This is a genomic window from Candidatus Thioglobus sp. (assembly GCF_028599055.1).
Classification (GTDB): Bacteria; Pseudomonadota; Gammaproteobacteria; order PS1; family Pseudothioglobaceae; genus Thioglobus_A.
Genome location: NZ_JAQRMS010000002.1, coordinates 1 through 26,015, shown reverse-complemented (window position 1 = coordinate 26,015; position 26,015 = coordinate 1). Strand labels below are relative to the sequence as shown.

Below are 26,015 nucleotides of genomic sequence, written 5' to 3'. Positions count from 1 at the left end.
TTACTCTTCAAATGGATTGTTTAGGATCAGAGTTTCGTTTCGATCTGGTCCGGTTGATAAAATATCGATTGGCAAGCCTGAGAGTTCTTCAATTTTGCGAATGTAGTTTTGTGCTTCAATTGGTAGTGAATCAAAAGAATCGGTACCAATGGTTGATGTGTTCCAACCTGGCATTTCAGTATAAATTGGCTGCGCATCGGCGTAACCTTGTGCATCATATGGTGGTGTTGTGGTTAGCTTGCCATTTAGGGTATAGCCAGTACAAATTTTAATGCTATCTAATGAATCAAGCACGTCTAGCTTGGTTAGACAAATACCTGTTACTGCATTTAGTTTTAATGAGCGATTAAGGGTAACCATATCTAACCAGCCACAACGACGCTGACGACCAGTGGTTGCACCAAACTCATGACCTACCGTGCCTAACACCTTGCCAATGGCGTCACCTTCGTCAATGGCAACATCATAAACCAACTCTGTTGGGAATGGGCCGCCACCAACACGAGTGGTGTAGGCTTTAACAATACCGCATACATAGTCGATGTCTGTGACACCCACACCTGAGCCTGTGACTGCGCCACCTGACGTGGTGTTTGATGAGGTTACGAATGGATAAGTACCTTGGTCAATATCTAATAACGCACCTTGTGCGCCTTCAAATAAAATATTTTCATTGTTAGCGATGTGTTGATGGATTTGTTCAGTGACATCAGTAATCATTGGAATAACAGTTTTGGCTTGTTCTAAGGCTTCAGCTAACACTGCGTCAAATTCTAGTGCTGGTGCATTGTAGTAGTTAGTGAGTGCAAAGTTATGATATTCCATCACATCTTTTAACTTGTCAGCAAAAGTCTCAAGATCAAGTAAGTCACCCACGCGTAGCCCGCGTCGTGCAACTTTATCTTCGTAGGCTGGCCCAATACCGTTACCAGTTGTGCCAATAGCAGCCTTGCCACGCTTAGCTTCACGAGCATTGTCAAGCGCTACGTGATACGGCATAATTAGTGGACAGCCTGGGGCGATTTTTAAGCGTGACTGTGCGTCAACGCTTGCTTCATCCAGTTCGCCTAATTCTTTAATTAAGGCCGACATAGATAGCACAACACCATGTCCAATTAAACACTCAACATTATCACGCAAGATGCCTGATGGAATTAAATGTAGTACTGTTTTTTGACCATCGATTACCAAGGTGTGGCCTGCGTTATGTCCGCCTTGAAAGCGTACAACGCTAGATACTTTGTCGGTAATTAAATCAACAATTTTTCCTTTTCCTTCATCGCCCCATTGTGTACCGATGATTACTACATTTTTTGACATACTAATTCCTAACTATTTAATGTGTTTTTAATAATGGTTATTTTGATTGAGATAAAAATTTCAAATCAAATGAAAATCCTGTGGCTGCTCTTGATTGGCCGAATGATTCACCAATGCCGTTATAACGACCACCTTGAGCGAGTGCCTTAGAGTAGTTCTCGTTATAAGCTGAGAATACCACGCCTGTATGATATTCATAGGTTTGTAGTTCAGCTAAATCATAATGAAGCTGAACGCCTTGATCTTGAAGTTGTTGATCAATGGCTTGCAAGTCTTTAATCGCTGCTTGTGCTGCTGGAAAAGCGTTAAACAAATCCATTGCTTGATTAAGTACATTAGCATCACCCTCAAGCGCCATAAGCGCTTTGAATAAATCGGCGTTAACCAAGGTTGTGTTAGCAACAAAGACGTCCAAATCAGGCGTTGAACGATGTGCAAAAATCTGTCGCAACTCGTTAGCCTGAGCCTCTGTCATATTTTCACTTTCAATTAAAGCGTCAAAAATAGCAACATTGCCCAGGCTAATCACAACTTGATCAATTGACAATAACTTTAAACTTTCAAGCATTAAGCTAATCACTTCAACATCAGCGCTAATATCGTGCGAGCCGTACAACTCTGCACCCGCCTGAATGGGCGAGCGAGAATCGTAAAAATCCGTTGCACTGGTTTGCAAAATGGCATTGATGTAGCAATATTTCTCAATATTGTTACTGGCACGCTTTGCGTCAATTCGGGCAATTTGCGGGGTAATATCCGCATGAACACCCAACATTTTGCCACTGGCCGGATCTAAAAATTTAAAGGTTTTTTCATTAACCGCATCACTGGTTAATAGTAACGAATCAACATGCTCCACCATTGGTGGAATAACTAGTCCATAGCCTTTATCAGTATATAGATCGATCAATGAGCGACGCAATAGTTCAAACGTTAATGCTTGATCATGCGTTAGTTCATCAATGCCTTCAGGTAGCTGCCAGGTGTTCATAATGCTTTATTTAACGGCTGGATTGAAGTGACGGAAAAACTCCGTATTTGGGTTTAACACCATAATGTCATTTTGATTAGAAAATGATTTTTTGTACGATTCTAATGAACGGTGGAATGAATAAAAATCAGCATTTTTACTATACGCTTTAGCGTAATTGCTTGCTGATATTGCATCACCTTCACCTCGAATAATCTCTGAATCACGGTAAGCATCCGCTAGAATAATGGTTCTTTCTTTGTCAGCTGCTGCGCGAATAACTTCGGCCTCTTCTGCACCTTTTGATCTAAACTCTTTAGCCACACGCTGTCGTTCTGCTTGCATACGACGATAAACAGAGTTTGATACTTCTTGAGACAAGTCAATACGCTTAATACGCACATCAACAATTTCAATACCAAATTCACTAATGTCTTTTTTGGCTAGTGTGGCAATGTTGCTCATGATTTCGCTACGCTCACCGGAGACAACGTCAGCAATGGTGCGTTTTGAAAACTCACTCTTAAGGCCGGTTTTAATGATCTGAGCTAGACGATTGTTAGTACGGGCTAAATTACCACCGGTTGACTTATAAAACTGCTCTGCATCAACAATGCGCCATTTGACATACGAGTCAACAATAACGTTTTTCTTTTCGCCGGTTAAAAAACGCTCTGAAGGCGCATCTAATGTTTGTACACGATCATCAAACTTAACCACGTTATTAACAAATGGCATTTTAAATTTAAGACCCGGTTCTTTTTCAACACTAACAATTTCACCTAGGCGTAATTTGATGGCTGTTTGAGTTTCGTCTACGGTATAAAGCGCTGAACTTAAAACAAAGAACGCTGCTGCAACAATAATTAATCCTAATTTTTGCATTATCTTACTCCTCTGTTACGGAAAACATTTCTAACATTATTCGGGTTTTCTGCCTGTCCGGCTGATTCTTGAATAGTAATTTGAGTGTTAGATTGTTTGGCGCTAATTAATTTATCAATGGGTAAATACATCATTGAATTGGCGCTTGAATCAACTACTACTTTACTGGTAGCAGCTAATACACCCTCCATGGTTTCACGATATAGACGCTCTCTAGTAACTTCTGGCGCTTTTTCATATTCTGCTAAGATTTGATTAAATCGAGCTGATTCACCTTCAGATTTTGACACAACTTCTGATTTGTAAGCTCTAGATTCTTCTAATAGTCTTGCTGCCAAACCACGAGATTTTGGCAAAATATCGTTGGCATAAGTTTGCGCTTCGTTAATTAAACGTTGCTTATCTTCACGCGCTTTAACTGCATCAGAAAATGCTGCTTGCACCTGTTCAGGTGGTTGTGCATCTTGCATATTAACGGTGGTAATAAATAAACCAGTTTTGTATAAATCAAGCAATTCTTGAGAGCGCTCTTTAATGCTATCAGCAATATTAACACGACCTTCAGTTAGAATGTAATCCATGGTATTTTTACCAACAACCTGGCGAATCGCACTTTCAGCCACCTGGCGAAGTGTTGTGTCTGGATTGGCCACATTAAATAAATAGGCTTGTGCATCATTGACTTTATATTGAACTGCAAACTTTGCATCAATCATGTTTTCGTCTTTGGTTAGCATGATTGATTCCGAAGAAACATTACCACCCATACGACGACTGCCTTTAACTACATTACGATAGCCAATTTCTGCGGTTCTAATTTGCTCTACGTTAATGCGATTAACGGTTTCAATCGGAAACGGCAGGTGCCAATGAGGACCTTGACCAGTTTCTTCTTGAAAGGCACCAAAGCGCAATACAATACCTTTTTCGGCTGGATCGATAATATAGATGCCTGATAACATCCAAACCAGCACGGCAACCATTACAATAAATTTAACACTTCCCTTGGGTGCTTGCGGGGTGGTGTTATCGCCAGATTTCTTTGAGCCGAATGCACCGTTAAATTTATTTTTAAATTCTTTAATCACCTCGTCCAATTCAGGTGGTGTTTGGTTATCGCCACCCCAAGGATTTTGATTGTTACTATTGTCGTTCCAAGCCATTTATATGCTTCCATTATTATTAAAACCTGAGTTATTTTACCCAAATAAACACAGCGCTATGTAACTAATATATGCTGGCTATTTATTCACTGGTTGGTGTTAAAATAAATGAATTTGAAAAACCGATTGCTCGTATGAAAAAGCCACTTGCCCTGTGTTCATTGATTTTGTTTTCTGCCGGTGTTAGTGCTCAAGACTATGGGGTTAACTGCCAAGACTCCCGCCTACTCTTTCCTAAACAAGTTTTAAGTAATTCTGATGCATTAGACGTCTTGGCTGAGCGCAGCGAGATCACTAAAAGCGATACTTACTTATTGACAGGCAATGTATCGCTTAATTCGCGTGATTATTATTTAGCAGCCGATGAAGTGGTAATTAAAAAATCTGATAAAACTTCTACAGCCAAAGGTCAGGTGAGCTATCAAGATCATGAGTTAATGTTTGTGGGTGATCGTGCAGTCGTTAAAAAGCAAGGTGACAGAACTTACACAACTTTAGAGCAGGTTAAATTCCACTACCCCGAGAGTAAAATAAACGGCCAGGCCGGACAAGTTAGTAATGATGGTACAGAGCAAGTGTTTGATTCTGTTGCGTATTCTTTATGCCCACTAGGCAATACTGATTGGCAAATGAAGGCGGATCAAATTACGCTTAACTCTGATACCAATCGCGGTGTTGCTAGCGATGTGGTGGTTGAATTTTTAGGCGTTCCAGTGTTTTATGCGCCACACCATGAATGGGTACTTGAAGGTCGTGGATCTGGCTTTTTAGCACCTGGATTTGGTAGCTATGATGAGTCAGTTGCTGGCAATGATAATAACTACCAAGTTAGAATTCCTTATTATTTTAATATCGCCCCAGATCGTGATTTCTTGTTAACGCTTAATCAGTTGTCTAGTCGCGGTAGTGTTGTAGAGGGTAAGTATCGTCAACTAATCGCTGCTAATCAATATACCGATGAGGGTCGTTTTGAAATTGAAGGTCACTACTTAAATGAGGATGATATTACTAATAATAAGCGCTGGTTGTTAAATTCACAAGTAGATCTTGCATTAAACGCCAATACTGACTTAAGTATTAGCACTAAGCGTGTCTCTGATCAAAATTATTTTAAAGATATTGCACATACTAATACATCTGCATCAGCACTTAACTCACACATTGATTTAACTTACAGTGACGATGAAAATAATTTGAACGCTGCTGTATTTGCCGAGAGTGAGCAATTGATTAATGGTGGTAGCGCGAAGTACACCAGAGCACCTGAGTTATCAATTTCAAAAGGCTTTGCAGGGCTAGACGGTCGCCAAATGGATTTATCATTGGCAAGTACCAAGTTTAAGCATAAAGACGGCAACACATCTGACAAAAAAACAGGCGTTAGAACTCATGCACAGGCTGACTTTAGCCGATCTATTGCCACCAACGCTTACTCGCTAACACCAAAGTTAAGTGTATCAACAACGGATTATGCACTTGATAATGCTGCTGATGAGTCACGTTCAATTTATAGCGCCGGTCTTGATTCTAAATTATTCTTAGAGCGAGAGATTAATTTATTTGGTACAGATTTGATTCAAACTCTAACCCCAAGATTGGCTTACAATTACACACCAAGTAAAGCTGATCCAAGTGTTAATTTTGACTCCGAAAGTAAAAGTAATTCGTATGAGGGCTTGTTCTCAGGCAAGAAATATACTGGTATTGATCGAATTGGAAAAGCCAACGATTTAACCGCCGGTTTGGAATCAGACTTCATTGATGAAGAAACCGGTGAAACTTACTTAAGCTTAAAGTCTGCACAAACTTTTTATGGTGATGCTATAACCACTAATGGTGGTACGAGAAAATATTCAGATATAGCCCTATCGGCCAATGCAAGCTTTGATAACTTTAGCTTTAATAATTCTTTAGAGTACGATCCAGAAACCAACAAAATTGACAAGCGTGACAGCTCAATGAGCTATATTCTTAATCCAAGAAAATTCTTAACTTTGGCGCATCATTACGACGGAACCAATAAAACGGCCGAAATATATGGTGCATACCCTGTTACGCAAAATATCCATGTATTTGCAGGTGTTAACAGGTCTGTCACTGATTCAATCACTAATAAAGAAACCACCGGTATTGCTTATGAATCTTGCTGCTGGGCACTGCGTTTAGCGCACTTTAAGAAGTACATGGGCAATAATGACTATGATTACGTCACTAACTTTGAGTTAGTGCTTAAAGGCTTGGCAACCACATCACCGAGTTTAGCCAGACGTCTTGAAGATGAAGTGCCAAATTATTTAGCAGATTTAGACAATTTATAATATGAAAAAACTTCCTTTATTGGCATTAGTCATTTCTTTAAATGTTGTGGCGGCGCCCAATAGTATTGTTGCGATTGTGAATGATGAATTGATCACTTATGATGCGATTACTGTAAAAGCTAATTCTAAAGCGGCAAAATTAGCAGCGGTTAACCATCAAATAGATACAGTGCTGCAAATGGATAAAGTAACGCAACTGGGCATTAAGCCAAACCCTTTGGCTATTAACAATATGTTAAAGCGTGTTGCCCAGCAAAATTCATTAAGCCTTAAACAGCTTCAGGCTAGTTCAGCCTTTGGCCGCGTGATGAAAGATATTAAGCAAAAGCTGTCGCTAAACGCCCTGAAAGAATTGATTAACAGCAAGGCAAAGTTATCACTCACTCAAGTGGAAATTGATCAAGCGTTAACGGATAATCCAGCTAGTGAAAATGACTTAGTTAAGCAAATTCGCATTGCGCAAATTGCCATTAGCAGTATTGATAAAACTGACTCTTTGTTACAATCTGAAGATGAATTGATAAAAGATTTTTTAACTGATTTGGCCAATAAAATTGAGCAAGGTGAGTCATTCTCTGCGATGGCTAAGCTACATTCTCAGGATGAATCTTACAAAAATGGGGGTGAGTCAGGCTGGCTGGTCAGCAGTCGCCTTCCCAAAGAATTTACCAATGTTATTGACAGTTTGGCGCTTAATGAGGCCTCTAAGCCGTTTAAGGTTGGCAATGGCTGGCGTTTGATTAAGGTTATTGAAAGCCGTGAAGTGGATCAGCATTTACGCAATATCAAGGCGGCACTCATGCGTCAAAAAGAAAATGTTTATTTTAAGAGTTGGATTAATAAACTCAGACAAGATGCCTATATTGAAATCTTTGACCATAAGCTTTAATCATGTCTAAAACCATTACTATTTTTGGCTTTCATGCCATACAAGCTCAGCTTGAGGCGGCGCCCGAAGGTTTTGTTAAAGTATTTACCTTGGATAATCGTAATGATAAGCGCATTGGACAAATTAACGCACAGTTAAGCCAACTGGGCATTCGAGTAGAGAAATCCAACAAGCAACAGCTTGATAAATTAACTAAAAACCAAACTCACCAGGGTGTGGCGGCAGAAATACTACTACCCACCCTGCCCAATCAAGATGAGCTGATTACCTATGTTTCCAAACTGGATCATGCAGGGCTTATTTTGATTTTAGATTCTATTCAAGACCCTAGAAACCTGGGCGCTTGTTTGCGCAGTGCTAATGCTGCTGGTGTTGATTGTGTGGTGATTAATAAAGATGGCTCAGCACCGATTAACGCCTTAGTGCACAAAACCTCAGCAGGCGCACTAAATCAGTTAAAAATCTTCCAGGTAACTAACTTAGCTAGAACCATTAAAGCCTTACAGCAAGAAGATATCTGGGTGGTTGGTTTGGATGGCTCCACCCAAACCTCAATTTATCAAATTGATCTAACCACACCTACTGCACTGATTATGGGCACTGAAGGCAAGGGTTTACGTAAGTTAACCAAGCAATCTTGTGATCAATTGGCACTGATTCCCATGCAAGGTAATGTGGAAAGTTTAAATGTATCAGTTGCCACAGGTATTAGCTTATTTGAGGCTAGTCGTCAGCGGTTAGTATAAGCTCATTGAATCGTCAATCGTTTTAGCCCAAGCGTCAATACCACCTTTTAAATTAATCACCTTTTCAAACCCTAGCATTTCAAAATAACGCGCCACTTGCATAGAGCGAATGCCGTGGTGGCAAAAAACTACTACTTCTGCTGTTTTATCAAGACTATCAACATTTGCCATAATTTGCCCCATGGGTAATAATCGCGCTGTATCAAAATGGCATTTATCCCATTCCCACTGTTCTCTTACATCCAATAATAGAGGAGAATGATTTTTTAGATGGGCCTGAAGCGCTATTGGGGTTAAATCTTGCATGATTAATTTAACTGGATTCTTGAGCCCCAAGGAATGGGTTCTTTGCCTTTAACCAGCCACATAACTGGGTAACTAGGCTCAAACTCAGGGAACTTGCCTTTGGCATCGGTAAAGTAGATAAGTACACTAGAGTTAGAGTCTTGCTGCTCTAGGTAATCAAACACCGGGTTAAAGTTAGTGCCTTTGCCGCCACCTAAAGACGCTGGAAATGTTAACTCGTCCCAAGCCTCAAATCGCCAAATTAACTCAGGGCTGATCTTTTCATCACAAGCGATTAAAGTAATTGAGGCGCGCATGTTGCTTTTAATGGCATTAATTTCTGAAACAAACTCATCGATCTCCTCTTGAGAAATAGAGCCTGAAGTGTCAATAGCCACAGTGATGTCAATTTGGCTTGACCTGAGCGAGGGTAGAATTGCCGTACCACTTCTTCTAGAGGGTCTAGCATAAGAGAAATCGTCTCGCGCTAAGCTTGACATGTATTGCGCTAATAATGATTGCCAAGACAGCTGAGGCTGTAAGAAAAAATCAATTAATTTGGCAAACTCTCCGTCTAATTTTCCTGCTTGTTGAGCTAATTGCGCTGATGAAGCGAGATTTTTTTGCCACTCTGCACTTAAATTCTGCATTTCATCCGGCGTTAATGGCGACGGTTGTTGTGCCAAATCACCGGAGTTGGTGTTGCCTTGAGTGGGGTTATTTTTGCCACTAGCGGATTCTGACTGATCTTCTCGACCCTCTAAAGAATCTTCACGCATACCACCATCTGATTTATCAGCGTCGTCTTTAGGGTTGTCATCATACAGGTGCTGATCCATCGGCTCAGTGTCGATACTATCATCAATCATTGGATAGATTTCTTCCGCAATCATGCTGTCGTATTTATTAAAAATTGGCACATCCAGTGGCGGCCTAAAACCTTCTTTGACTAATAATGGATTAATGGCAAAATCACAGGCCAAATCCCACTTGTGCTTATCACGAGTGCCGCGCCGAGCAAAGTGTGTGAGTGCACAGTGCAATGCCTCATGAATTAAAACAAATTTAGTTTGGTGATTGTCTAGTTTTTCAATAAAGCTGGGGTTGTAATAAAAGCTTTTAGCGTCAGTCGCACTGGTCTGGCACCATGATCCTGCCGCTTTTAAGGGTAGTCTTAAAACTAAATTGCCCAAAAAAGGCTTGTCCAAAATAAGCTGCGTTCGTGCTTTGGTTAATTTGGCTTCAACCGCTTCTAAATCAACATCATCTTCATTATTATCAATAATAACGTCTTCGCCAATCACCTCGATTTTTGCCTCAGGTGTTAGAGAAGACTCTTGCCAATAAGGATAGTCAGAATCGCTCATGACGAATGCTTAAGGCTAGATTCTAAAATGCACTGTCGTTCAGCGGCTGACAGTAGATCAATATTGGGAAATAATTGTCGATTTTCCAATCTAGCGTGTGATTTTAATAATTTGCCAAATTTTTCTAAGGTTTGCGGATTTTTGACTAAATCATTAGCCAAATCGTACAATTGTTGATGTTCTTGGGTTAATTGGGCGCATAACTGGTCTAAATCAGCTGATTTTTCACTCAAAAAGGCAAAGATTGTCGATTCTTCAGTCTCAAAATGCTGATGAAAGTCCATTTTGAAATTTTGTGAAATTTTTAAGCATAATTCGCTAATCAAATTAGTATCTTGAGCTTTGAGCGCATTCACACATTTGTTACCCAAAGATAATGCTGTGTGATGTTCTCGGGTTAAAGTGAGTAATTCATCTGCTATTTTCATTAGCCAAATTGCCCATCAACTCTTGCTTTAAAAAACATCGGTGTATAAATTACCACAAACCAACTAAAGGCTGAAATCCACAATAGTTGTGAAATGAAAATCAAGTTAGCATAGTGTTGAGGGAAAGCTGAAACTAGCAACACTCGACTAACAAATGCAAGCGTTAATAAGCCGAACATAACATGCAGTTGTTTAGGCGGTTGGAACACATTACGCCCTGTGTGTCCAAGTGACACACGTGCCATCATACTAAGGGTCATCAGCGCCATACCAAAAGCAAAACTATGGGTTGCGATGTTAGGCATCATGTTGAAAAAATATGAAATTACATGCAGCGCAAAACCCAAGGTTAATAACCCATATGCCAGGTAGATACTCCACAATAGTGATTTTGTCCAAATTTTTGGGTGATACCAATTCACCATTCTGATTGCATGAATAACAAACAATAATCCGGCAAGTGTAGTTGAGACAAGACTTTGAAAAAACACCTCAACAATCATAAAGGCTAAAAATAAAAATAAAGACGCCAAATCAAGTAATTTAGAATTTTTAAGTTCGGTTTGCAAGCCTAATCCACGCTCAATAAAAAAAGGCAATAAACGTCTAGACATCATAAATAGCAGGCTGATGATTAGATAAAAGCCTAGATAAATACCAATATAGACCCCTTTTGAAATCATCCCTAACAAGCCTAAATAAAATACAACATGAGCTGCAGCGAGTAGTAATAATTTAGCGACAATACTAACATTGTTCCAGTTTTTGGCTTTGATAATTGGCCAAGCAACAGCAAGGGTTGATAGAATTAAAAAACTGGTATCAACGATTGCCTGATAAATTAAATACTCATTGGCAATAAAAGGCAGAAAGCGCCCTGCAATCCACACCGTTAACAAGGCTAACAACGGCTTGTTGTAGATGGTTTGTACGCCAGTCCAGTTTTTACTGGCTGTGAGTAAAAACCCAATACTAACTGCTGAGGCGTAGGCAAAGATCATCTCATGTGCATGCCAATCAATCGGATTAGCATTGTTAATTAAAATTAATGAGGGATAAAATACCATCCACATTAGCATGGCTAACACGGCAATTACGCCTGAGGCAAAGAAAAAAGGCCTAAAGCCCAATCTTAATATGGGCTTGGTTGTGTATTCAGTATTTTGGTTTAAATTTATCATAATTGTTAGTCAAACAAGGTATCGGCAATTTTCCCTGCCCAATCGCTAAATTCAGGAATGCTGAATAACTCACCACCAATGGCTCTTTGCATGTCTGATACCAGCATTACACCCAATTCTTTTTGCGGGAAATCTTTGGCAAAATTTAAAATATTCCCCCAGACTTGGTGTGCGTTATCACTATCTTTGGCAGCAATTGCACGCCCTGCTAAAGCGGCGCAAATGGCATACTGAAGATCTAGTGCTTTAGGGATGCTAACATTTTCACCTTTAATAATTGCGTCCAAATCAGGCAGATCAGCCATGTGCTCAACAAACGTGGTGATTTCTACCCCTGCTACTTCACCCACACAAGCATTGGCAGCTTGTCTAAATAAGGCTAGATTATCGTCGAACTTATTTAAAGCGCGATGCACAAATTCCCAAGTTCTTGGCGATGGGAACGCCACAGGGTTGTGCGCGGGATCAAATTCAAATAAATGCTCGGGACGATAACGCAAGAAACCAATAATACGTTCATCGATGTTATTTTTATAAGCCCAGGCCACCCAATCATCTAAATTAACGTCCAATTCATAATGTGAAAATCGATTAGCGAGTGGCGCTGGCATAGAGTAAGTTACGCCTCGATCGCCCTGACGGTTACCAGCGGCAAAAATAACCCAACCATCAGGTACTTTATAATCACCCAGACGTCTATCTAGGATTAACTGATAAGCAGCAGCAGAAACGGTTGGTGGTGCTGAGGTGATTTCATCTAAAAACAAAACCCCCTGTTTGCCATGGCGCTTTTCATCGGGTAATAATGATGGAATAGACCAGTCAACCAATTCGCCATTTTTAAAAGGGATGCCTCGAAGATCACTCGGCTCCATTTGCGACAAGCGAATATCAATCATTTCAACCTGGTGTGCTTTAGCCACTTGAGCAATGATTTGAGACTTGCCAATTCCGGGCGCACCCCATAACATAACAGGCGTGTGATGACCTTCAAATACCGATTCAAACTCTTGAGTAAGGATTTTACTAACTTGTTCTGGGCGCATAATAACTTGAAAAAATGAAAACTGGCCATATTCTACCGTAATAGAAGATAAAATCCCCTGACTATGACTACCAATATTACCTCTACTGATGAACTATGGAATTTTCCTTGTGATTATTCCGTTAAAGTGTTTGGCAAGACTTGTGATGAATTGCACACAACGGTTTGCACGATTGTTGAACAGCACACCGATAAAATTCACCCGGATAGTATTACCATTAAGCAAAGCTCAAAAGGTGGCTACGTGTCCATTACCCTTAAAATTATTGCTACTAGCAGAGTGCAATTAGACTGTATTAATCAAGATTTACAAGATTGTAAACTGGTTGCCTACGTTTTATAATTTTTTATGAACATTGTTAAGCTGGGTCTAAAAGACTACTCTGACACCTGGCAAGCAATGAAAGATTTTACTGATGCCCGGACCTCTACCACTGAAGACGAGTTGTGGATTGTAGAGCACCCCAGTGTCTTTACCCAAGGCATTGCCGGCAAGGCTGAACACGAGCTTAATGTTAAGCAAATCCCCGTTGTAAAGACTGATCGTGGCGGGCAAATTACTTATCATGGACCGGGACAATTAGTGATTTATTGCTTGGTTGATTTAAGACGTCTAGGCTTGGGTGTTAAGCAAATGGTCAGCGCTATAGAGCAGTCAGTCATTGAATTGTTAAATCATTATGGTGTTAATGCACATCTTCAGCAAGGTGCACCTGGTGTGTATGTAGAGCATGCAAAAATCGCTGCACTTGGGCTAAAAGTTAAGCATGGAAAAACTTATCACGGCTTAAGTGTTAATATTGACATGGACTTAACCCCTTTTGAGCAAATTAACCCTTGTGGTTACCAAGGATTGGCGGTCACACAATTAAGCAACTTAGCGGATAATACACCCTCTACGGACAAAATTGCAATGCAATTGGTAGCGTTATTAATCAACACAATTGAGCACGATGAGCAATAAAATAAACACTCAAGACATTGAAATTAAGGCACTTAAGGGTGAGTCAAAGGTGTCTCGGCTTAAAATCAAACCTGATGCTGAGCGCCCTATGCTGCGTAAGCCCAGCTGGATACGTATCAAACATCCAGGTGGCTCAAAAGTTGACCAACTTAAAGATACCTTAAGAGATCAAAAGCTGTTTACTGTTTGTGAAGAGGCGCAATGTCCTAATTTGGGCGAATGCTTTAATCATGGCACTGCCACGTTTATGATCATGGGTCAAATTTGCACTCGCCGTTGCCCATTTTGTGATGTGGCGCACGGTAAGCCAAAACCTTTGGATGTTAATGAGCCAAATCATTTGGCTGATACCATTGAAAAAATGCAACTTAAGTATGTTGTTATTACTTCGGTTGATCGTGATGATTTGCGTGATGGTGGTGCACTGCATTTTAAGCAGTGCATTGATCAAATTAACAAGACTACGCCTCAGGTAAAAATAGAAATATTAACACCTGACTTTAGAGGTAGAATCGATCAGGCACTTGAGGTGTTTAAATCTTGCCCACCTGATGTGTTTAACCATAATCTTGAAACAGTGCCAAGCTTATATCCAAAAGTACGTCCAGGCGCAAGTTATGAGCATTCTCTTAAATTGTTACAAGCTTTTAAACAACAACACCCGAATGTTACTACTAAGTCGGGATTGATGCTGGGTGTTGGTGAAAGTGAAAAGCAAGTTATTGATGTTTTGAAAGATTTACGCGCCCATCAGGTGGACATGCTAACTTTGGGCCAATACCTCCAACCTAGCAAGCATCACTTGGCGGTTGAGGCCTACATTCACCCCGATCAGTTTGAACGATACAAAACGATTGCCACTGAGCTGGGTTTTACGCAAGTAGCCAGTGGACCTATGGTCAGGTCTTCTTACCATGCAGATCTTCAGGCTGCTGGAGAATCCATTAGTTAATACCATTTTCAAGAATAAAATGGTATAAATTAAATAATTCAGACAAAAAAATACCGAACACTTAAGGTTCGGTATTTTTTTGTCTCAAGAATCAACTATAGATCATTTTTATCTTCCTTTTTTAACAATCCATTAGTATCAATCTTCTCTACTGAATCATCTTGATTATCAGCATTTGCCTTATTCTTTTTAGACAATGCTGATTTAATCCAATTTTTCGGATCAGTGGTTTTTTTGTCCGCTGTAGGCTTAGGCTCTTTTTGCACGTTGTACTTGGCATCTGCATCCGCATCACCTGGCAATAAGCCCATGTTAACAGCGATATTACGACAAGACTCTTCACCGGCTGATAGCGTTCCTAAAGGGATTACAATCAAGGTTAATACGGTTGAAACCAGTACACCAAATAGTAGTGAAATAGCCATACCCTGGAAAATTGGATCTAACAAGATAACACTTGCACCACCCACCAAAGCAAAAGCAGTAATCATAATTGGACGTGTACGTGATGCACATGAATTAATTACAGCGTCAAAGAACGGCACCCCCTTGGCATACTCTTGCACAGTGAAATCAACTAATAGAATTGAGTTTCGAACAATAATACCTGCTAATGCAATCCAGCCAATCATAGAAGTTGCGGTAAATTCTGCGCCCAGCAACCAATGACCAGGCACAATACCGAGTAAGGTTAATGGGATTGGTGCCATGATTACCGCAGGAATGATAAAGTTACCAAACTGCCAGACAACCAGCATATAAATAACAACAAGTGCTACACCAAAGGCCATACCCATATCACGGAAAGTTTCATAGGTAACGGTCCACTCACCACCCCATTCAAACCCTGGAATATTCTGATTTTCAGGTGGCCCTAGGTATTCACCTTGTAGTTGAGAGCCGTCTAATGTTTGGTAGCTGAGTAATAAATCATCCACAGCAAACATAGCGTAGATTGGCGCACTCAAGCGACCAATTGGCTCACCTAGAACGTATTCTACATCTGCTAAATCTTTGTGATAAATAAGATCGTCTTGCTTTTTATAGCTAAACGAACCCAATTCTGAAATAGGAATCATACCGCCATGTTGTGACGGTACTGGCAATTGAGTAAGGTAAGACAATTGTGAACGCTTAGTCAACGGCACCTGTAAGCAAATGCGTGATGGCTCAAGGGCATTTTTCAGTCTAATGGTACCTACGTTAAAACTACTCATTGCCATGGCTAGTGTTTCTTTAACCGTCATTACGCTTACGCCAAATCTTGATGCTTTTGCCGTGTCAACCTGGAAATCAATCACAGGATATTCATCACGCATTAGGTTATCGATATCAGCCATTGTTCCAGATTCAATAAACAGCTCGGTTAAATCATTGGCTAACTTGCGACGAGTTTGTTTATCTGGGCCGTACACTTCTGCAACGACCGGTCTTAACACTGGCGGACCTGGTGGCATCTCTACAACGGCGTAATCAGCACCCGCTTCTTCAGCAATACTTTTAACTAACTCTCGAGCCTCTAGAGCGATTTCATGGCTAGAACGAGAACGATCTGCTTTTGCAGCTAATTGAATTTGTAGCTCACCAACAGATGATGATTGACGTAAGTAAGAATGTCTTACCAAGCCGTTAAAATCAAATGGTTTTGCCGTGCCAGAGTAGGCTTGAATATCAATAACTTCAGGCACTTGTCGTAATACTTGAGCCATTAAATGTAGTGTTGAAGCGGTGTCTGATAATGAAGTGCCATCAGGCATATCAAGCACCACACCAAACTCTGATTTATTATCGAGTGGCAACATTTTAACCGGTACTGCCGTTGTATAAAACATTGACATTGCCATAAAGAATACTACAACAAGGCCGATCAAAAAGCCCCAGCCATAAGTTGCTTTATTAAACAAGGCAGAAATGGTCGAGTGATAAAAGGCAAACATTACCTTGGATTCTTTTTCTTCTTTTTCATGCATTTTATGCAACACATTAAGTGGTGGCACAAACTTCATAATAAAGTATGGGGTGAAGACAAAAGCTGCAAACAATGAGAACATCATAGCAACTGAACCTAAGACTGGAATTGGTGCCATGTAAGGACCCATCATGCCACTTACTGCTGCCATTGGTACTAGTGCAGCTACAACAGTAAAGGTTGCTAGAATGGTTGGATTACCCACTTCTCGAACTGCATCAATCGCGGTGCCGATGGTAATTTTATTGTCAATCAGCCAGCGTCGATAAATATTTTCAGTGACAACAATGGCGTCATCTACTAGAATACCAATAGAGAAAATGAGCGCAAATAGACTGACTCGGTCAATAGTCATACCCAGGATCCAAGCTGAGAATATAGTCATCAGCAATACCACTGGAATAACCAGGGTTACTACGATTGCGGGGCGAACACCTAAAGCAAACCATACCAAAAGTGTTACCGCACCTGTTGCGATAAACAATTTCTTAATTAAAGCATTAACCTTATCTTTGGCAGATTTTCCGTAATTACGGGTTACAGCCACTTCGACGTTATCTGGAATAATCCGGCCTTTTAACTCTTCCACTTTGGCAAGAATATTTTCAGCTACGGCAACACCATTGGTACCGAACTTCTTTGCAATAGCAATAGTTACCGCTTGCTCTGCTGTGGCTTTTTTACCTGATTTATTTGCCTTACCCGTGTAGTAACTGACCATATGTTCAGCTTCTTCTGGCGCATAATAAACATCGGCCACATCACGAACGTAGACAGGCTTGCCATCATTGACCGCCACCACTAAGTTTTCAATATCTTCAACTTTAGTAAAGAAGTCGCCTGAATAGACCTCCATTTTAAAACCGTTAAGCTCGATATTGCCCGTGTGTTCACGAACGTTAGCGTTGCCAATGGTGCCGGCAATTTGCTGAATAGAGACGCCGTAACCTGCTAATCTGCCCGGGTAAGCATCAACATGAAATATTTCTTTTCGACCGCCAACAATAAAGCCGTTATTGGTGTCTTTAACTTTTTCTAGTTGTTGGATTAGCTCCAAACCCAGTGAGCGTAACTGACCATCGTCAAGTGATTTTGACCAGAGTGTTAAGTTGATAATTGGTACATCATCAATTTCTTTCGACTTGATTAGCGGCTGCCTGGCACCTGGCGGCATAAATTCCAGATTAGCCAGCATTTTGTCACGCACTTTAATGATAGATGCGTTCATATCTTGACCCACATCAAACTCAACCGTGATAATGCCTTGACCTTTATCACTGACTGAGTAAACGTGCTTCACACCTAGGATTTCCGACATTAAGCGCTCTAATGGTTTAACAACAATATTGGAGACCTCTTCAGAAGAGGCGCCCGGATACTCAACAAATAAATCAATCAGTGGTACTGAAATTTGCGGATCTTCTTGTCTAGGGGTGGAAATCAGTCCGATGATTCCAGCGCCCAACATGGCGAAGAAGATAATAATCGAAAGCGGTGAAGTGATAAAGGCTTTGGTTAGCTTTCCAGCTATGCCTAAATCAACGTCGTCGTTTGATGTAGTGTTGTTATTTGACATAATCAATCAATTAGATACTCATTCCTGAAATCATTAAGATATTTGGATTGGCGACAATTTTTTCGCCAATTTTTAACCCCGATAAAACACTCTTTTTGTTTTTGCCCACCTGCTCCCCTAGGCGCACAAAGCGTAGTTCAGTTTTGTTCGTTAATGGGTTAATAACAAATACACTTGGTAGTGATGAGCGCCACATAATGGCAGACTCTGGCACAATTGGTGTTAGTACACCTGAATCAGTTTCAAAAATTTCAACCTCTGCATAAGCACCTGGTAATACTGGCACATTGGCCGGTAAGTCAAACTTCACTTTAACACTGTGTTTCGCATTATCAGCAATCGGATAGATTTGAGATAGCTTAGCTTCCACTACAATATTGGCAATATCAAGCTTAATACGATAATCAGTATTAAGCTTCAAGCTTCTTACCAATCTTGATGGAATGTTCACTTCAACCTGAAGATCTTTAATGTTGGCAAATTTTAGTAGTGTTTGCCCTGGCTGAACAATGTCACCTTCATTAATTTCTTTGCCAACAATAACACCGTCAAATGGCGCAGTAATGTTTGCATCTTTTAAGCGCGATTCGATTTGTTTAAGGTTATTTTCAGCTTGTGTTAGCTTGTTTTTAGCTTGTTGATAGGCGGTATATCTTGAAGTTCTATTGGCAAACTTGTCAAATTCAGGATTACCTTGGCCGCTCATTTTCAGCATCGGGTCAGTAAACATTGAGAACATGCCCGGAACACCACCCAGCATACCGCCGCCATTTGGAGAGACAATTGATTGTGAATATTGAACACCAGCATTTCTAAGTGCTTCGTTGGCAGAGGCAATTTCAGCATAAGCCGAATCACGCTGCGCTTGAATGGAGTCTTGCTCTAAGGTAACTAGCACCGCGCCTGTTTTAAACATGTCGCCTTCTCTGCCGCCAACACTTAATACATCGCCTGACACTTGCGCAGATAAATTAACTTGAGATGAGGAGATTACTGAGCCGCCCAATAAAGCACGTTTATCAAGTGACATACCGCTGATGGTTTGAATATTATAAACCGACTCAAAGCTATTGGCATTTTGATTAAGTATTTGAGCCTGAGATGGCAGGGAAAATACGAGTAAAACGGATGCGACTAAAGGGGTAAGTGTAGAGCTCATAGTTAACCTGTTTTTAGATTTTAGAAATATATTATTAATCGGAATTTTATATGATTAATTTGACTTATGTTTATTATTTATTTTAAATAACAAACTATCTTTTTTATTGATTTATAACTTGTTGATTTTTAATTATAAATTTAATTATTATTTTTATTTAACTATATAAAAAATTTATTATATATTGGCACTATAATATATGATATTTTTACAAAACTTTTAACCCTTAATGACGATTGCATTTACCCCTGGAGAGCCTGCTGGAATTGGCCCTGATTTAGCCATTATTCATGCTCAAAAAAAATCAACGGATAATTTGCTGATTTTTGCTGATCCGGATATTTTATTAACGCGCGCAAAGCAATTAAATTTGCCTCTTAAAATTGTTGAATCTGATCAAGTGAATAATGTGCAACAATTGTGCGTTTATCCAATTAAGGCGCCAGGTAAAGTTAAGACAGGTGTATTGAATACTGAGAATGCACAGTATGTCTTAAACACCTTGGATGTTGCAACTGATTACTGCCTAAACCAACGCTGTGACGCTTTGGTTACTGGCCCAATTCATAAAGGCGTTATCAATCATGTTAATCCTGGTTTTACTGGGCACACTGAATATTTAGCCGCGCGTTCGCAAGTAGATAAAACAGTAATGATGCTGGCCACAAAAGGTCTTAGAGTTGCGCTAGCCACAACACATCTACCCCTGTCTCAAGTGGCTAGTAATATTACCCATCAATCACTTGAGCAAGTGATTCGCATTATTCATCAATCTCTTGAGATGTATGGGGTTAAGCATCCTAAGATTGTTGTTTGCGGGCTTAATCCGCACGCTGGGGAAGATGGCTGTTTGGGCATGGAAGAGATTGAAATTATTAACCCTTTGATTAAGCAATTAAATATTCAAGGGTTAAATCTAGTTGGCAGCGTGCCTGCTGATACCGCTTTCACGCCCGAGGCGCTTCAGGGTGTTGATTGCGTATTAAGTATGTATCACGATCAGGGTTTGCCAGTTTTAAAAACACTGGGCTTTAAAAAAGCGGTTAATATCACCCTGGGGCTGCCCTTTATTCGCACTTCGGTTGATCATGGAACTGCCCTGCCATTAGCTGGTTCTGGCAATATTAGTCTTGGTAGTTTAAATACTGCGTTAGAATATGCTCAACATTTCATTAATCAATCAGCTAATTAATGCCCACATCCACCCCTCATAAAGCGCGTAAACGCTTTGGCCAAAACTTTTTAACCGATGAAAAGATTATTGATCGAATTATTGCGACCATTACACCTAAGGTCGATGACAATTTATTAGAAATTGGCCCTGGTCAAGGGGCGATGACGCTGCCACTATTGGAAAAGGTTGGGCGCTTAAATGTAATTGAAATTGATCGAGATTTAATTCAAATTTTAGCCAACTATAACAAACCGAATCTAATTATCAATGAAGGTGATGCGCTTAATTTTGATTTAGATCAGTTTAATCCACCAATTCGCGTAGTTGGCAATCTGCCTTACAATATATCCTCACCTATTTTGTTTCACTTATTAGAGAATCGAGACAAAATTATTGACATGACTTTCATGTTGCAAAAAGAAGTGGTTGAAAGAATGGTGGCCAAACACAACTCTAAAATTTATGGTCGACTTAGTGTGATGATGCAGGCATTTTTTAACGTTGAAATGATCTTTATCGTTCCGCCAGAATCGTTTGATCCTGCGCCTAAAGTTGACTCAGCAATTGTTTATCTAACACCGCTTAAACAATGCAATGTTGGTAATATTGCTATTTTTGAAAAAGTAGTTAAAGCTGCTTTTGCCCACCGAAGAAAAACCCTTAGAAATTGTTTAAAATCATTATTAACTCAAGAGCAAACTCAAATTGATTTATCTCAACGTGCTGAAATGCTCGATGTAGATACCTTTATTACCCTTGCTAAAGATTATGAAAAACAACATTAATATCAAAGTCGATGTAAGATTTATTCAGGATCAATCTCATCCTGAGCATCGTCAGTTTACTTTTAGCTATACGATTACGATAACCAACAACGGCTCTGTTGGCGCTCAATTGTTAACCAGACGTTGGCTGATTCAAGACGAAACAGGCCATCTGGAAGAAGTGATTGGCGAAGGTGTTGTTGGCCAGCAGCCACACCTTCATCCTGGGGAATCTTACCAGTACACCTCTGGCTCTGTGATTAAAACTGCAACAGGCACTATGAAAGGCGCTTACGGCATGATTAATGATGATGGCGAACGTTTTGATGCTGAAATTGCTGAGTTTATTTTAAGCGAACCTTACACACTGCATTAATGGCTGATTATTTAATTGGGGATGTGCAAGGGTGTTACGACCCCTTGCAGCTACTATTAAAAAAAATTAACTTTTCACTAGATAAAGACCAGTTATTTTTTCTGGGTGATGTGGTTAATCGTGGTGATAAATCGCTTGATACACTACGATTTATTCATGAGCATACTGACAATACATCAATGGTATTAGGCAATCATGATTTTCATCTATTGGCCTGTGCGTTTGCTGATATTAATCCCAATAAAAAAGATACATTCACGGATATTCTGACGGCTAAAGACAGCTCTTCATTGCTCGAGTTTCTCATACAGCAGCCATTATTAATTAACCACAACGATGCATTGTTGGTACACGCAGGTATTCCACCAAATTGGGATTTGGACACGCTAACCACTCAAGCACAACAAGCGCATCAACAGCTTCAATCTGAAAATTTGGGAAATTTTTTAAACCAAATGTATCACAACCACCCCTACACTTGGCATGAAGCATTAAGCGAAATTGATCAGTGTCGCTATACAATTAACGCGTTAATGCGTATGCGCTTTTGCCAATCTGACGGCACATTGGAGTTTGAGCATAAGCTTGATGCTGAGTATCCTCCAACTGGATTTAAAGCTTGGTTTGAGCACAAAGATCGTGCATTAAAAGATACTGATATTTTCTTTGGGCATTGGTCAACTTTAAAAAATGTTCGTCACTCGCACATTTACCCAATGGATCACGGCTGTGTTTGGGGTGGTCAATTAAGTGCAATCAGACTATCAGATAAGCAAGTGTTTTCAGTGAGTTGCTAGCCTTTTACTTGACCTTCAAACACAAATTCAGCTGGGCCTGACAAAAATACCGAGCCACCTGATTGGTAGCTAATTAAAGCGTCACCGCCTGTTAGATGTGCGCTCACTGTAGAATCTAACAAGCCTTGTTCAATGCCGTGCACAACAGCAGCACACGCACCACTGCCACAAGCTAGTGTTTCACCTGCGCCACGCTCGTACACACGCAATTTAATCTCTGATCGATTAAGAATTTGCATAAAGCCAATATTAGCCTGATTGGGTAATAAATCACTTGCCTGTATGGTTAAAGCAATTGACTCAATCTCCATATTGGTTACATCATCAACAATCATGACACAATGCGGATTTCCCATGGATACAACACCCATTTCAAAGCCTTCAATTTGATAAGTTGCCTGCACTTCAGGTAATAATAAAGGGATGTTATTGGGGCTAAAATGTGGCGCACCCATATCAATTTTTACCGAGTTATCCGGATTAATGGTTAAGGTGATTAAGCCCGTGTGTGTTTCAACGACAATCGGGTTGTTTGTGCTTAAGCCTTTTTCTCGTACAAAGCGCGCAAAACAGCGTGCACCGTTACCACATTGCTCAACTTCTGAACCGTCAGCATTATAAATAATATAGCGAAAATCTACCTTAGCAGAATCGCTTGATTCAACCATAAGCAGTTGATCAAAACCAACACCAAAATGTCGATCCGACCAATTAACAATTTGCTCGGTAGTTAGTTGAATATCGCTACGAGTATTGTCAATCACCATAAAGTCATTGCCAAGCCCATGCATTTTTGTAAATTGAATCATCATGCGCTTCATTTTATCCACTTATAAAGCTAAAGGTTAATAAAAACCTTAGTTCTGATAAAATATGCAAACTTTTATACACAAAAATATCCCATGCAAACACCAAGCAATATCACTCTTAATAAAGACAAAAACGTATTAACGCTAACTTTTAACGGTATTGATTACCCACTACCTACTGAATTTTTAAGAGTCTACTCACCATCTGCTGAAGTGGTTGGACATGGGCCAGGTCAAGAAACCCTGCAACTCGATAAAGAAAACGTCAAAATTGATCGCATTGAGCCAACCGGTAATTATGCGATTATTTTATTTTTTAATGATGGTCACGATAGTGGTATTTACTCTTGGGAGCACTTATACAAACTAGCCATGAGCAAAGATGAGTTGTGGTCAAACTACCTAGCAAGACTTAAAGAGGCAGGACACACGCACTCACAGTTATAAAATAACATGGGTTTTTTAACTGCCCTACTGTCTTTTGCGCTCACTATTGGCGTTTTGGTCACCATTCATGAGTATGGTCACTATTGGGTCGCTAAACAATTCGACGTTAAAATTTTAAGATTTTCTGTTGGCTTCGGTAAGGTGATCAAATCATTCAAGCGAGGTGAAACGGAATTTACTCTGTGTGCAATTCCGTTGGGTGGTTTTGTTAAGATGCTGGATGAGCGTGAGGCGAGCGTTGACCAATCTGAGCGACATCGCGCCTTTAACCAAAAGTCTGTTTATCAACGTTTTGCTATCGTTGCCGCGGGCCCTATTGCTAATTTCTTACTTGCCATTTTACTCTACACGCTAATCTTTATTATGGGCGTAACTGGTGTAAGGCCAGTAGTTGGTAGTACAACACCGTTAGGTGTATTTGCTCAATCTGGTATTGAAGTGGGTGATGAATTATTATCTGTTAACAGGTCACCAACACCTAGTATTGCCGATTTTTCTATGCAGTTTGTCCAGGCTATTGATGAGCAGCCACTAACCATTCAAACACGCTCATTACAATCAAATTTAACAACACATGAGCTGCACTTATCTGATGATTTTTTAGCCAATCCTGAACAAGGTATTAATCATTACTTGGGTTTTGAGTTTGACACACCAAGCATTCCTGCTGTTATCGATCAAGTTTCACCGAATTCAGCCGCTCATAAGGCTGGTTTACAAACGGGAGATCTTATTGTTCAAGCCAATGCTAGCACTATAAATCATTGGCAAGATTTTGTAAAAATTATTCAGCACAAGCCTATTAAACCGATTGAACTAAAAGTTAATCGCAACGACCAACTACTCGTTTTAATTCTAACTCCTAGGTTAATTGGTGATACGCCAAAAGCTGGTGTGAGTGTGCGCTTGCCCGATCAATATTTAAAAGATTGGCAGGTGTTGATTCAAAAAAATCCGATAGATGCACTATTTGCTGCAACTGACAAGGTTTACCAATTAACACTACTCAACTTGAAAATGATTAAGAAAATGATTGTGGGTGAGGCGTCGATTGATCAAATCAGCGGGCCAGTCAGTATTGCCAATTATGCAGGCAAGAGTGCCGAGGTTGGTCTAACCCCGTTTTTGTCTTTTTTAGCCTTAATTAGTATCGGCTTAGGGTTGTTAAATTTGCTGCCAATCCCCCTATTAGATGGTGGACACCTATTCTTTTATTTAATTGAAATGATCAAAGGTTCTGCTGTCTCCGACACGGTACAGCAATTTTTTGCCAAATTTGGCCTGTTTGTTATTTTGTCATTAACGCTTGTTGCGCTGTATAATGACTTAATACGCTTATTGTAATCGAATGAATATTATGAAAAAAACCGCCCTTCAATTATTAGTTTCCGCCAGTCTTTTTGGCTCTTCAGTTGCTTTTGCTGATCCTATTAAAAGTATTGAAATCTTAGGCTTAGACTCCATTTCACGAGGCACAGTATTAAGCTACCTGCCAGTTGAAACTGGTGATGATTACAACAATCAAGTGTCTGGACAAATCATTCGCGACTTATACAAGACCAGTTTTTTTAAAGATATTGAGGTTTCACAAGATGATCAAATTTTAAAAATTGTTCTAACGGAAAACCCTCACATTAAATATGTTGATGTGCTTAATTATTCTGACAAAGTGATTGATGAAGAAGCATTAACTCAAATCCTTAAAAATATGGATTTGTCTCAAGGTAAGATTTTCAACAAAAGACAGCTTGATAAATTAATCACGCAACTTGAGGCTTCTTATATTTCTAAAGGTTATTACGGCATTAATATTAGTCAAAAAATCGAAGTAGATGCTCAAAATAGAGTGGGTATTGAACTTGATGTTCAAGAAGGTGAAGTGGCTAGAATTACTTCAATGAAAATCTCTGGTGGTAATATCCATGACGAAGATGACTTACTTGATTTGTTTGATATTGGTGAGGCTGATTTCTTTTTAATGAACTACTTTACTGAAAAAGATCATTTTTCTAAAGTGGCGCTTGATGCGGGTGTGGAGGCGATGAAATCTCTATACGTCAATTCAGGCTATTTAGATTTTAAAGTTAATAAGATCCAAACTGCCTTATCTGATGATAAGCAAAATATTGATATTGATATCCAGATTAGCGAAGGTGCGCAGTATAAAATTGGTGATATTAGCTTTACCGGTGAGTTGCTTAATCAATCCATAGAAACCTTGAATGAATTATTGACTATTAATTCAGGCGATACCTTTGAGCGTAAAAAGGTTATTGAAAGTATTCAGGTCATCACTGACGTGTTTGCTGATCAGGGTTATGCATTTGCCAAAATTAACCCGATAACCACTGAAAATAAAGAATCTCACGTGATCAGCTTAACCATTGATGTTGCACTCAATAAAAAAGTCTATATTAATCGTATTACCATT

25 protein-coding genes are annotated in these 26,015 nt (G+C 39.8%); 13 read left to right on the top strand and 12 right to left on the bottom strand.

The genetic code is table 11. From position 1 onward, the window contains the following. Genes PSN35_RS00475 through hflK form a run of 4 tightly spaced genes read right to left on the bottom strand, consistent with a single transcriptional unit; the run spans position 1 to position 4,338 of the window. Positions 1–1,320: an adenylosuccinate synthase gene (locus PSN35_RS00475; protein ID WP_300028193.1), complete on the bottom strand. Its 1,320-nt coding sequence runs from the start codon at positions 1,318–1,320 to the stop codon at positions 1–3. A gap of 37 nt (positions 1,321–1,357) precedes the next feature. Beyond that, complete coding sequence (locus PSN35_RS00470) at positions 1,358–2,311, bottom strand: ATP phosphoribosyltransferase regulatory subunit (protein WP_300028191.1); 954 nt, start codon at positions 2,309–2,311, stop codon at positions 1,358–1,360. A 6-nt stretch (positions 2,312–2,317) separates the two neighbouring features. Continuing rightward, positions 2,318–3,175, bottom strand: a complete 858-nt coding sequence (gene hflC / locus PSN35_RS00465; protein WP_300028189.1) for a protease modulator HflC — start codon at positions 3,173–3,175, stop codon at positions 2,318–2,320. Next, positions 3,175–4,338: an FtsH protease activity modulator HflK gene (gene hflK / locus PSN35_RS00460; RefSeq protein ID WP_300028187.1), complete on the bottom strand. Its 1,164-nt coding sequence runs from the start codon at positions 4,336–4,338 to the stop codon at positions 3,175–3,177. Before hflK ends, hflC begins: the two co-directional genes overlap by 1 nt. Before the next feature lie 71 nt (positions 4,339–4,409). On the opposite strand from hflK, the gene PSN35_RS00455 reads away from it, so the two are divergent. From PSN35_RS00455 to rlmB, 3 genes are read left to right on the top strand one after another with little or no spacing between them, the layout of a single operon-like run. Continuing rightward, entirely contained in the window at positions 4,410–6,656 is a 2,247-nt protein-coding gene (locus PSN35_RS00455; RefSeq protein WP_300028185.1) for an LPS assembly protein LptD, read from the top strand. A gap of 1 nt (position 6,657) precedes the next feature. Beyond that, positions 6,658–7,545, top strand: coding sequence for a peptidylprolyl isomerase (locus PSN35_RS00450; RefSeq protein WP_300028183.1), 888 nt, complete (start codon positions 6,658–6,660; stop codon positions 7,543–7,545). Between the two features lie 2 nt (positions 7,546–7,547). Further along, positions 7,548–8,291 carry a 23S rRNA (guanosine(2251)-2'-O)-methyltransferase RlmB gene (rlmB, locus tag PSN35_RS00445; protein ID WP_300028182.1) on the top strand — a complete coding sequence of 248 codons (744 nt, stop codon included), beginning with the start codon at positions 7,548–7,550 and terminating at the stop codon, positions 8,289–8,291. Here the strand turns inward: rlmB and PSN35_RS00440 are convergent. From PSN35_RS00440 to PSN35_RS00420, 5 genes are read right to left on the bottom strand one after another with little or no spacing between them, the layout of a single operon-like run. Then, a complete protein-coding gene (locus tag PSN35_RS00440) occupies positions 8,283–8,597 on the bottom strand; it encodes a rhodanese-like domain-containing protein (RefSeq protein WP_300028181.1) in 315 nt (104 codons plus the stop codon). The genes rlmB and PSN35_RS00440 overlap by 9 nt on opposite strands. A 2-nt stretch (positions 8,598–8,599) precedes the next feature. Further along, positions 8,600–9,943 carry a VWA-like domain-containing protein gene (locus tag PSN35_RS00435; RefSeq protein ID WP_300028179.1) on the bottom strand — a complete coding sequence of 448 codons (1,344 nt, stop codon included), beginning with the start codon at positions 9,941–9,943 and terminating at the stop codon, positions 8,600–8,602. Next, a complete protein-coding gene (locus PSN35_RS00430; RefSeq protein ID WP_300028177.1) occupies positions 9,940–10,371 on the bottom strand; it encodes a hemerythrin domain-containing protein in 432 nt (143 codons plus the stop codon). Before PSN35_RS00430 ends, PSN35_RS00435 begins: the two co-directional genes overlap by 4 nt. Next, positions 10,371–11,552, bottom strand: a complete 1,182-nt coding sequence (locus tag PSN35_RS00425; RefSeq protein WP_300028175.1) for an NnrS family protein — start codon at positions 11,550–11,552, stop codon at positions 10,371–10,373. Before PSN35_RS00425 ends, PSN35_RS00430 begins: the two co-directional genes overlap by 1 nt. A 5-nt stretch (positions 11,553–11,557) precedes the next feature. Further along, positions 11,558–12,598 (bottom strand): MoxR family ATPase, encoded by a 1,041-nt coding sequence (locus tag PSN35_RS00420; protein ID WP_300028173.1) that lies wholly within the window; start codon positions 12,596–12,598, stop codon positions 11,558–11,560. A gap of 63 nt (positions 12,599–12,661) precedes the next feature. Between PSN35_RS00420 and PSN35_RS00415 the strand changes: the two genes are divergently transcribed. Genes PSN35_RS00415 through lipA form a run of 3 tightly spaced genes read left to right on the top strand, consistent with a single transcriptional unit; the run spans position 12,662 to position 14,513 of the window. Beyond that, positions 12,662–12,940, top strand: coding sequence for a DUF493 domain-containing protein (locus tag PSN35_RS00415; RefSeq protein WP_300028171.1), 279 nt, complete (start codon positions 12,662–12,664; stop codon positions 12,938–12,940). A gap of 6 nt (positions 12,941–12,946) precedes the next feature. Continuing rightward, entirely contained in the window at positions 12,947–13,561 is a 615-nt protein-coding gene (lipB, locus tag PSN35_RS00410) for a lipoyl(octanoyl) transferase LipB (protein ID WP_300028169.1), read from the top strand. Continuing rightward, entirely contained in the window at positions 13,551–14,513 is a 963-nt protein-coding gene (lipA, locus tag PSN35_RS00405; RefSeq protein ID WP_300028167.1) for a lipoyl synthase, read from the top strand. The genes lipB and lipA overlap by 11 nt, the downstream gene beginning before the upstream one ends. 95 nt (positions 14,514–14,608) lie before the next feature. Here lipA and PSN35_RS00400 read toward each other — a convergent pair whose 3' ends face one another. After that, positions 14,609–18,058, bottom strand: coding sequence for an efflux RND transporter permease subunit (locus PSN35_RS00400; protein WP_300028165.1), 3,450 nt, complete (start codon positions 18,056–18,058; stop codon positions 14,609–14,611). 10 nt (positions 18,059–18,068) lie between these two features. Next, entirely contained in the window at positions 18,069–19,217 is a 1,149-nt protein-coding gene (locus PSN35_RS00395; RefSeq protein ID WP_300028163.1) for an efflux RND transporter periplasmic adaptor subunit, read from the bottom strand. 229 nt (positions 19,218–19,446) lie between these two features. Between PSN35_RS00395 and pdxA the strand changes: the two genes are divergently transcribed. The 4 genes from pdxA to PSN35_RS00375 are packed head-to-tail and all read left to right on the top strand — an operon-like array spanning position 19,447 to position 22,328. Next, the gene (gene pdxA / locus PSN35_RS00390; protein ID WP_300028162.1) at positions 19,447–20,409 is read left to right on the top strand and encodes a 4-hydroxythreonine-4-phosphate dehydrogenase PdxA; all 963 of its coding nucleotides are present in this window, start codon (positions 19,447–19,449) and stop codon (positions 20,407–20,409) included. Then, positions 20,409–21,176 carry a 16S rRNA (adenine(1518)-N(6)/adenine(1519)-N(6))-dimethyltransferase RsmA gene (gene rsmA / locus PSN35_RS00385; RefSeq protein WP_300028161.1) on the top strand — a complete coding sequence of 256 codons (768 nt, stop codon included), beginning with the start codon at positions 20,409–20,411 and terminating at the stop codon, positions 21,174–21,176. Before pdxA ends, rsmA begins: the two co-directional genes overlap by 1 nt. Continuing rightward, entirely contained in the window at positions 21,160–21,531 is a 372-nt protein-coding gene (gene apaG, locus PSN35_RS00380) for a Co2+/Mg2+ efflux protein ApaG (RefSeq protein ID WP_300028160.1), read from the top strand. The genes rsmA and apaG overlap by 17 nt, the downstream gene beginning before the upstream one ends. Continuing rightward, complete coding sequence (locus PSN35_RS00375) at positions 21,531–22,328, top strand: symmetrical bis(5'-nucleosyl)-tetraphosphatase (RefSeq protein ID WP_300028158.1); 798 nt, start codon at positions 21,531–21,533, stop codon at positions 22,326–22,328. Before apaG ends, PSN35_RS00375 begins: the two co-directional genes overlap by 1 nt. Here the strand turns inward: PSN35_RS00375 and dapF are convergent. Continuing rightward, the gene (gene dapF, locus PSN35_RS00370) at positions 22,325–23,140 is read right to left on the bottom strand and encodes a diaminopimelate epimerase (protein WP_300028241.1); all 816 of its coding nucleotides are present in this window, start codon (positions 23,138–23,140) and stop codon (positions 22,325–22,327) included. The two genes, PSN35_RS00375 and dapF, sit on opposite strands and share 4 nt — an antisense overlap. A 90-nt stretch (positions 23,141–23,230) precedes the next feature. On the opposite strand from dapF, the gene PSN35_RS00365 reads away from it, so the two are divergent. The 3 genes from PSN35_RS00365 to PSN35_RS00355 all read left to right on the top strand — a co-directional run. Further along, positions 23,231–23,584 carry a DUF971 domain-containing protein gene (locus PSN35_RS00365; RefSeq protein WP_300028156.1) on the top strand — a complete coding sequence of 118 codons (354 nt, stop codon included), beginning with the start codon at positions 23,231–23,233 and terminating at the stop codon, positions 23,582–23,584. A 6-nt stretch (positions 23,585–23,590) separates the two neighbouring features. After that, positions 23,591–24,928, top strand: a complete 1,338-nt coding sequence (gene rseP / locus PSN35_RS00360; RefSeq protein WP_300028154.1) for an RIP metalloprotease RseP — start codon at positions 23,591–23,593, stop codon at positions 24,926–24,928. 13 nt (positions 24,929–24,941) lie between these two features. Next, positions 24,942–26,015: POTRA domain-containing protein (locus tag PSN35_RS00355; protein WP_300028152.1), on the top strand; the 1,074-nt coding region annotated here is incomplete at its 3' end.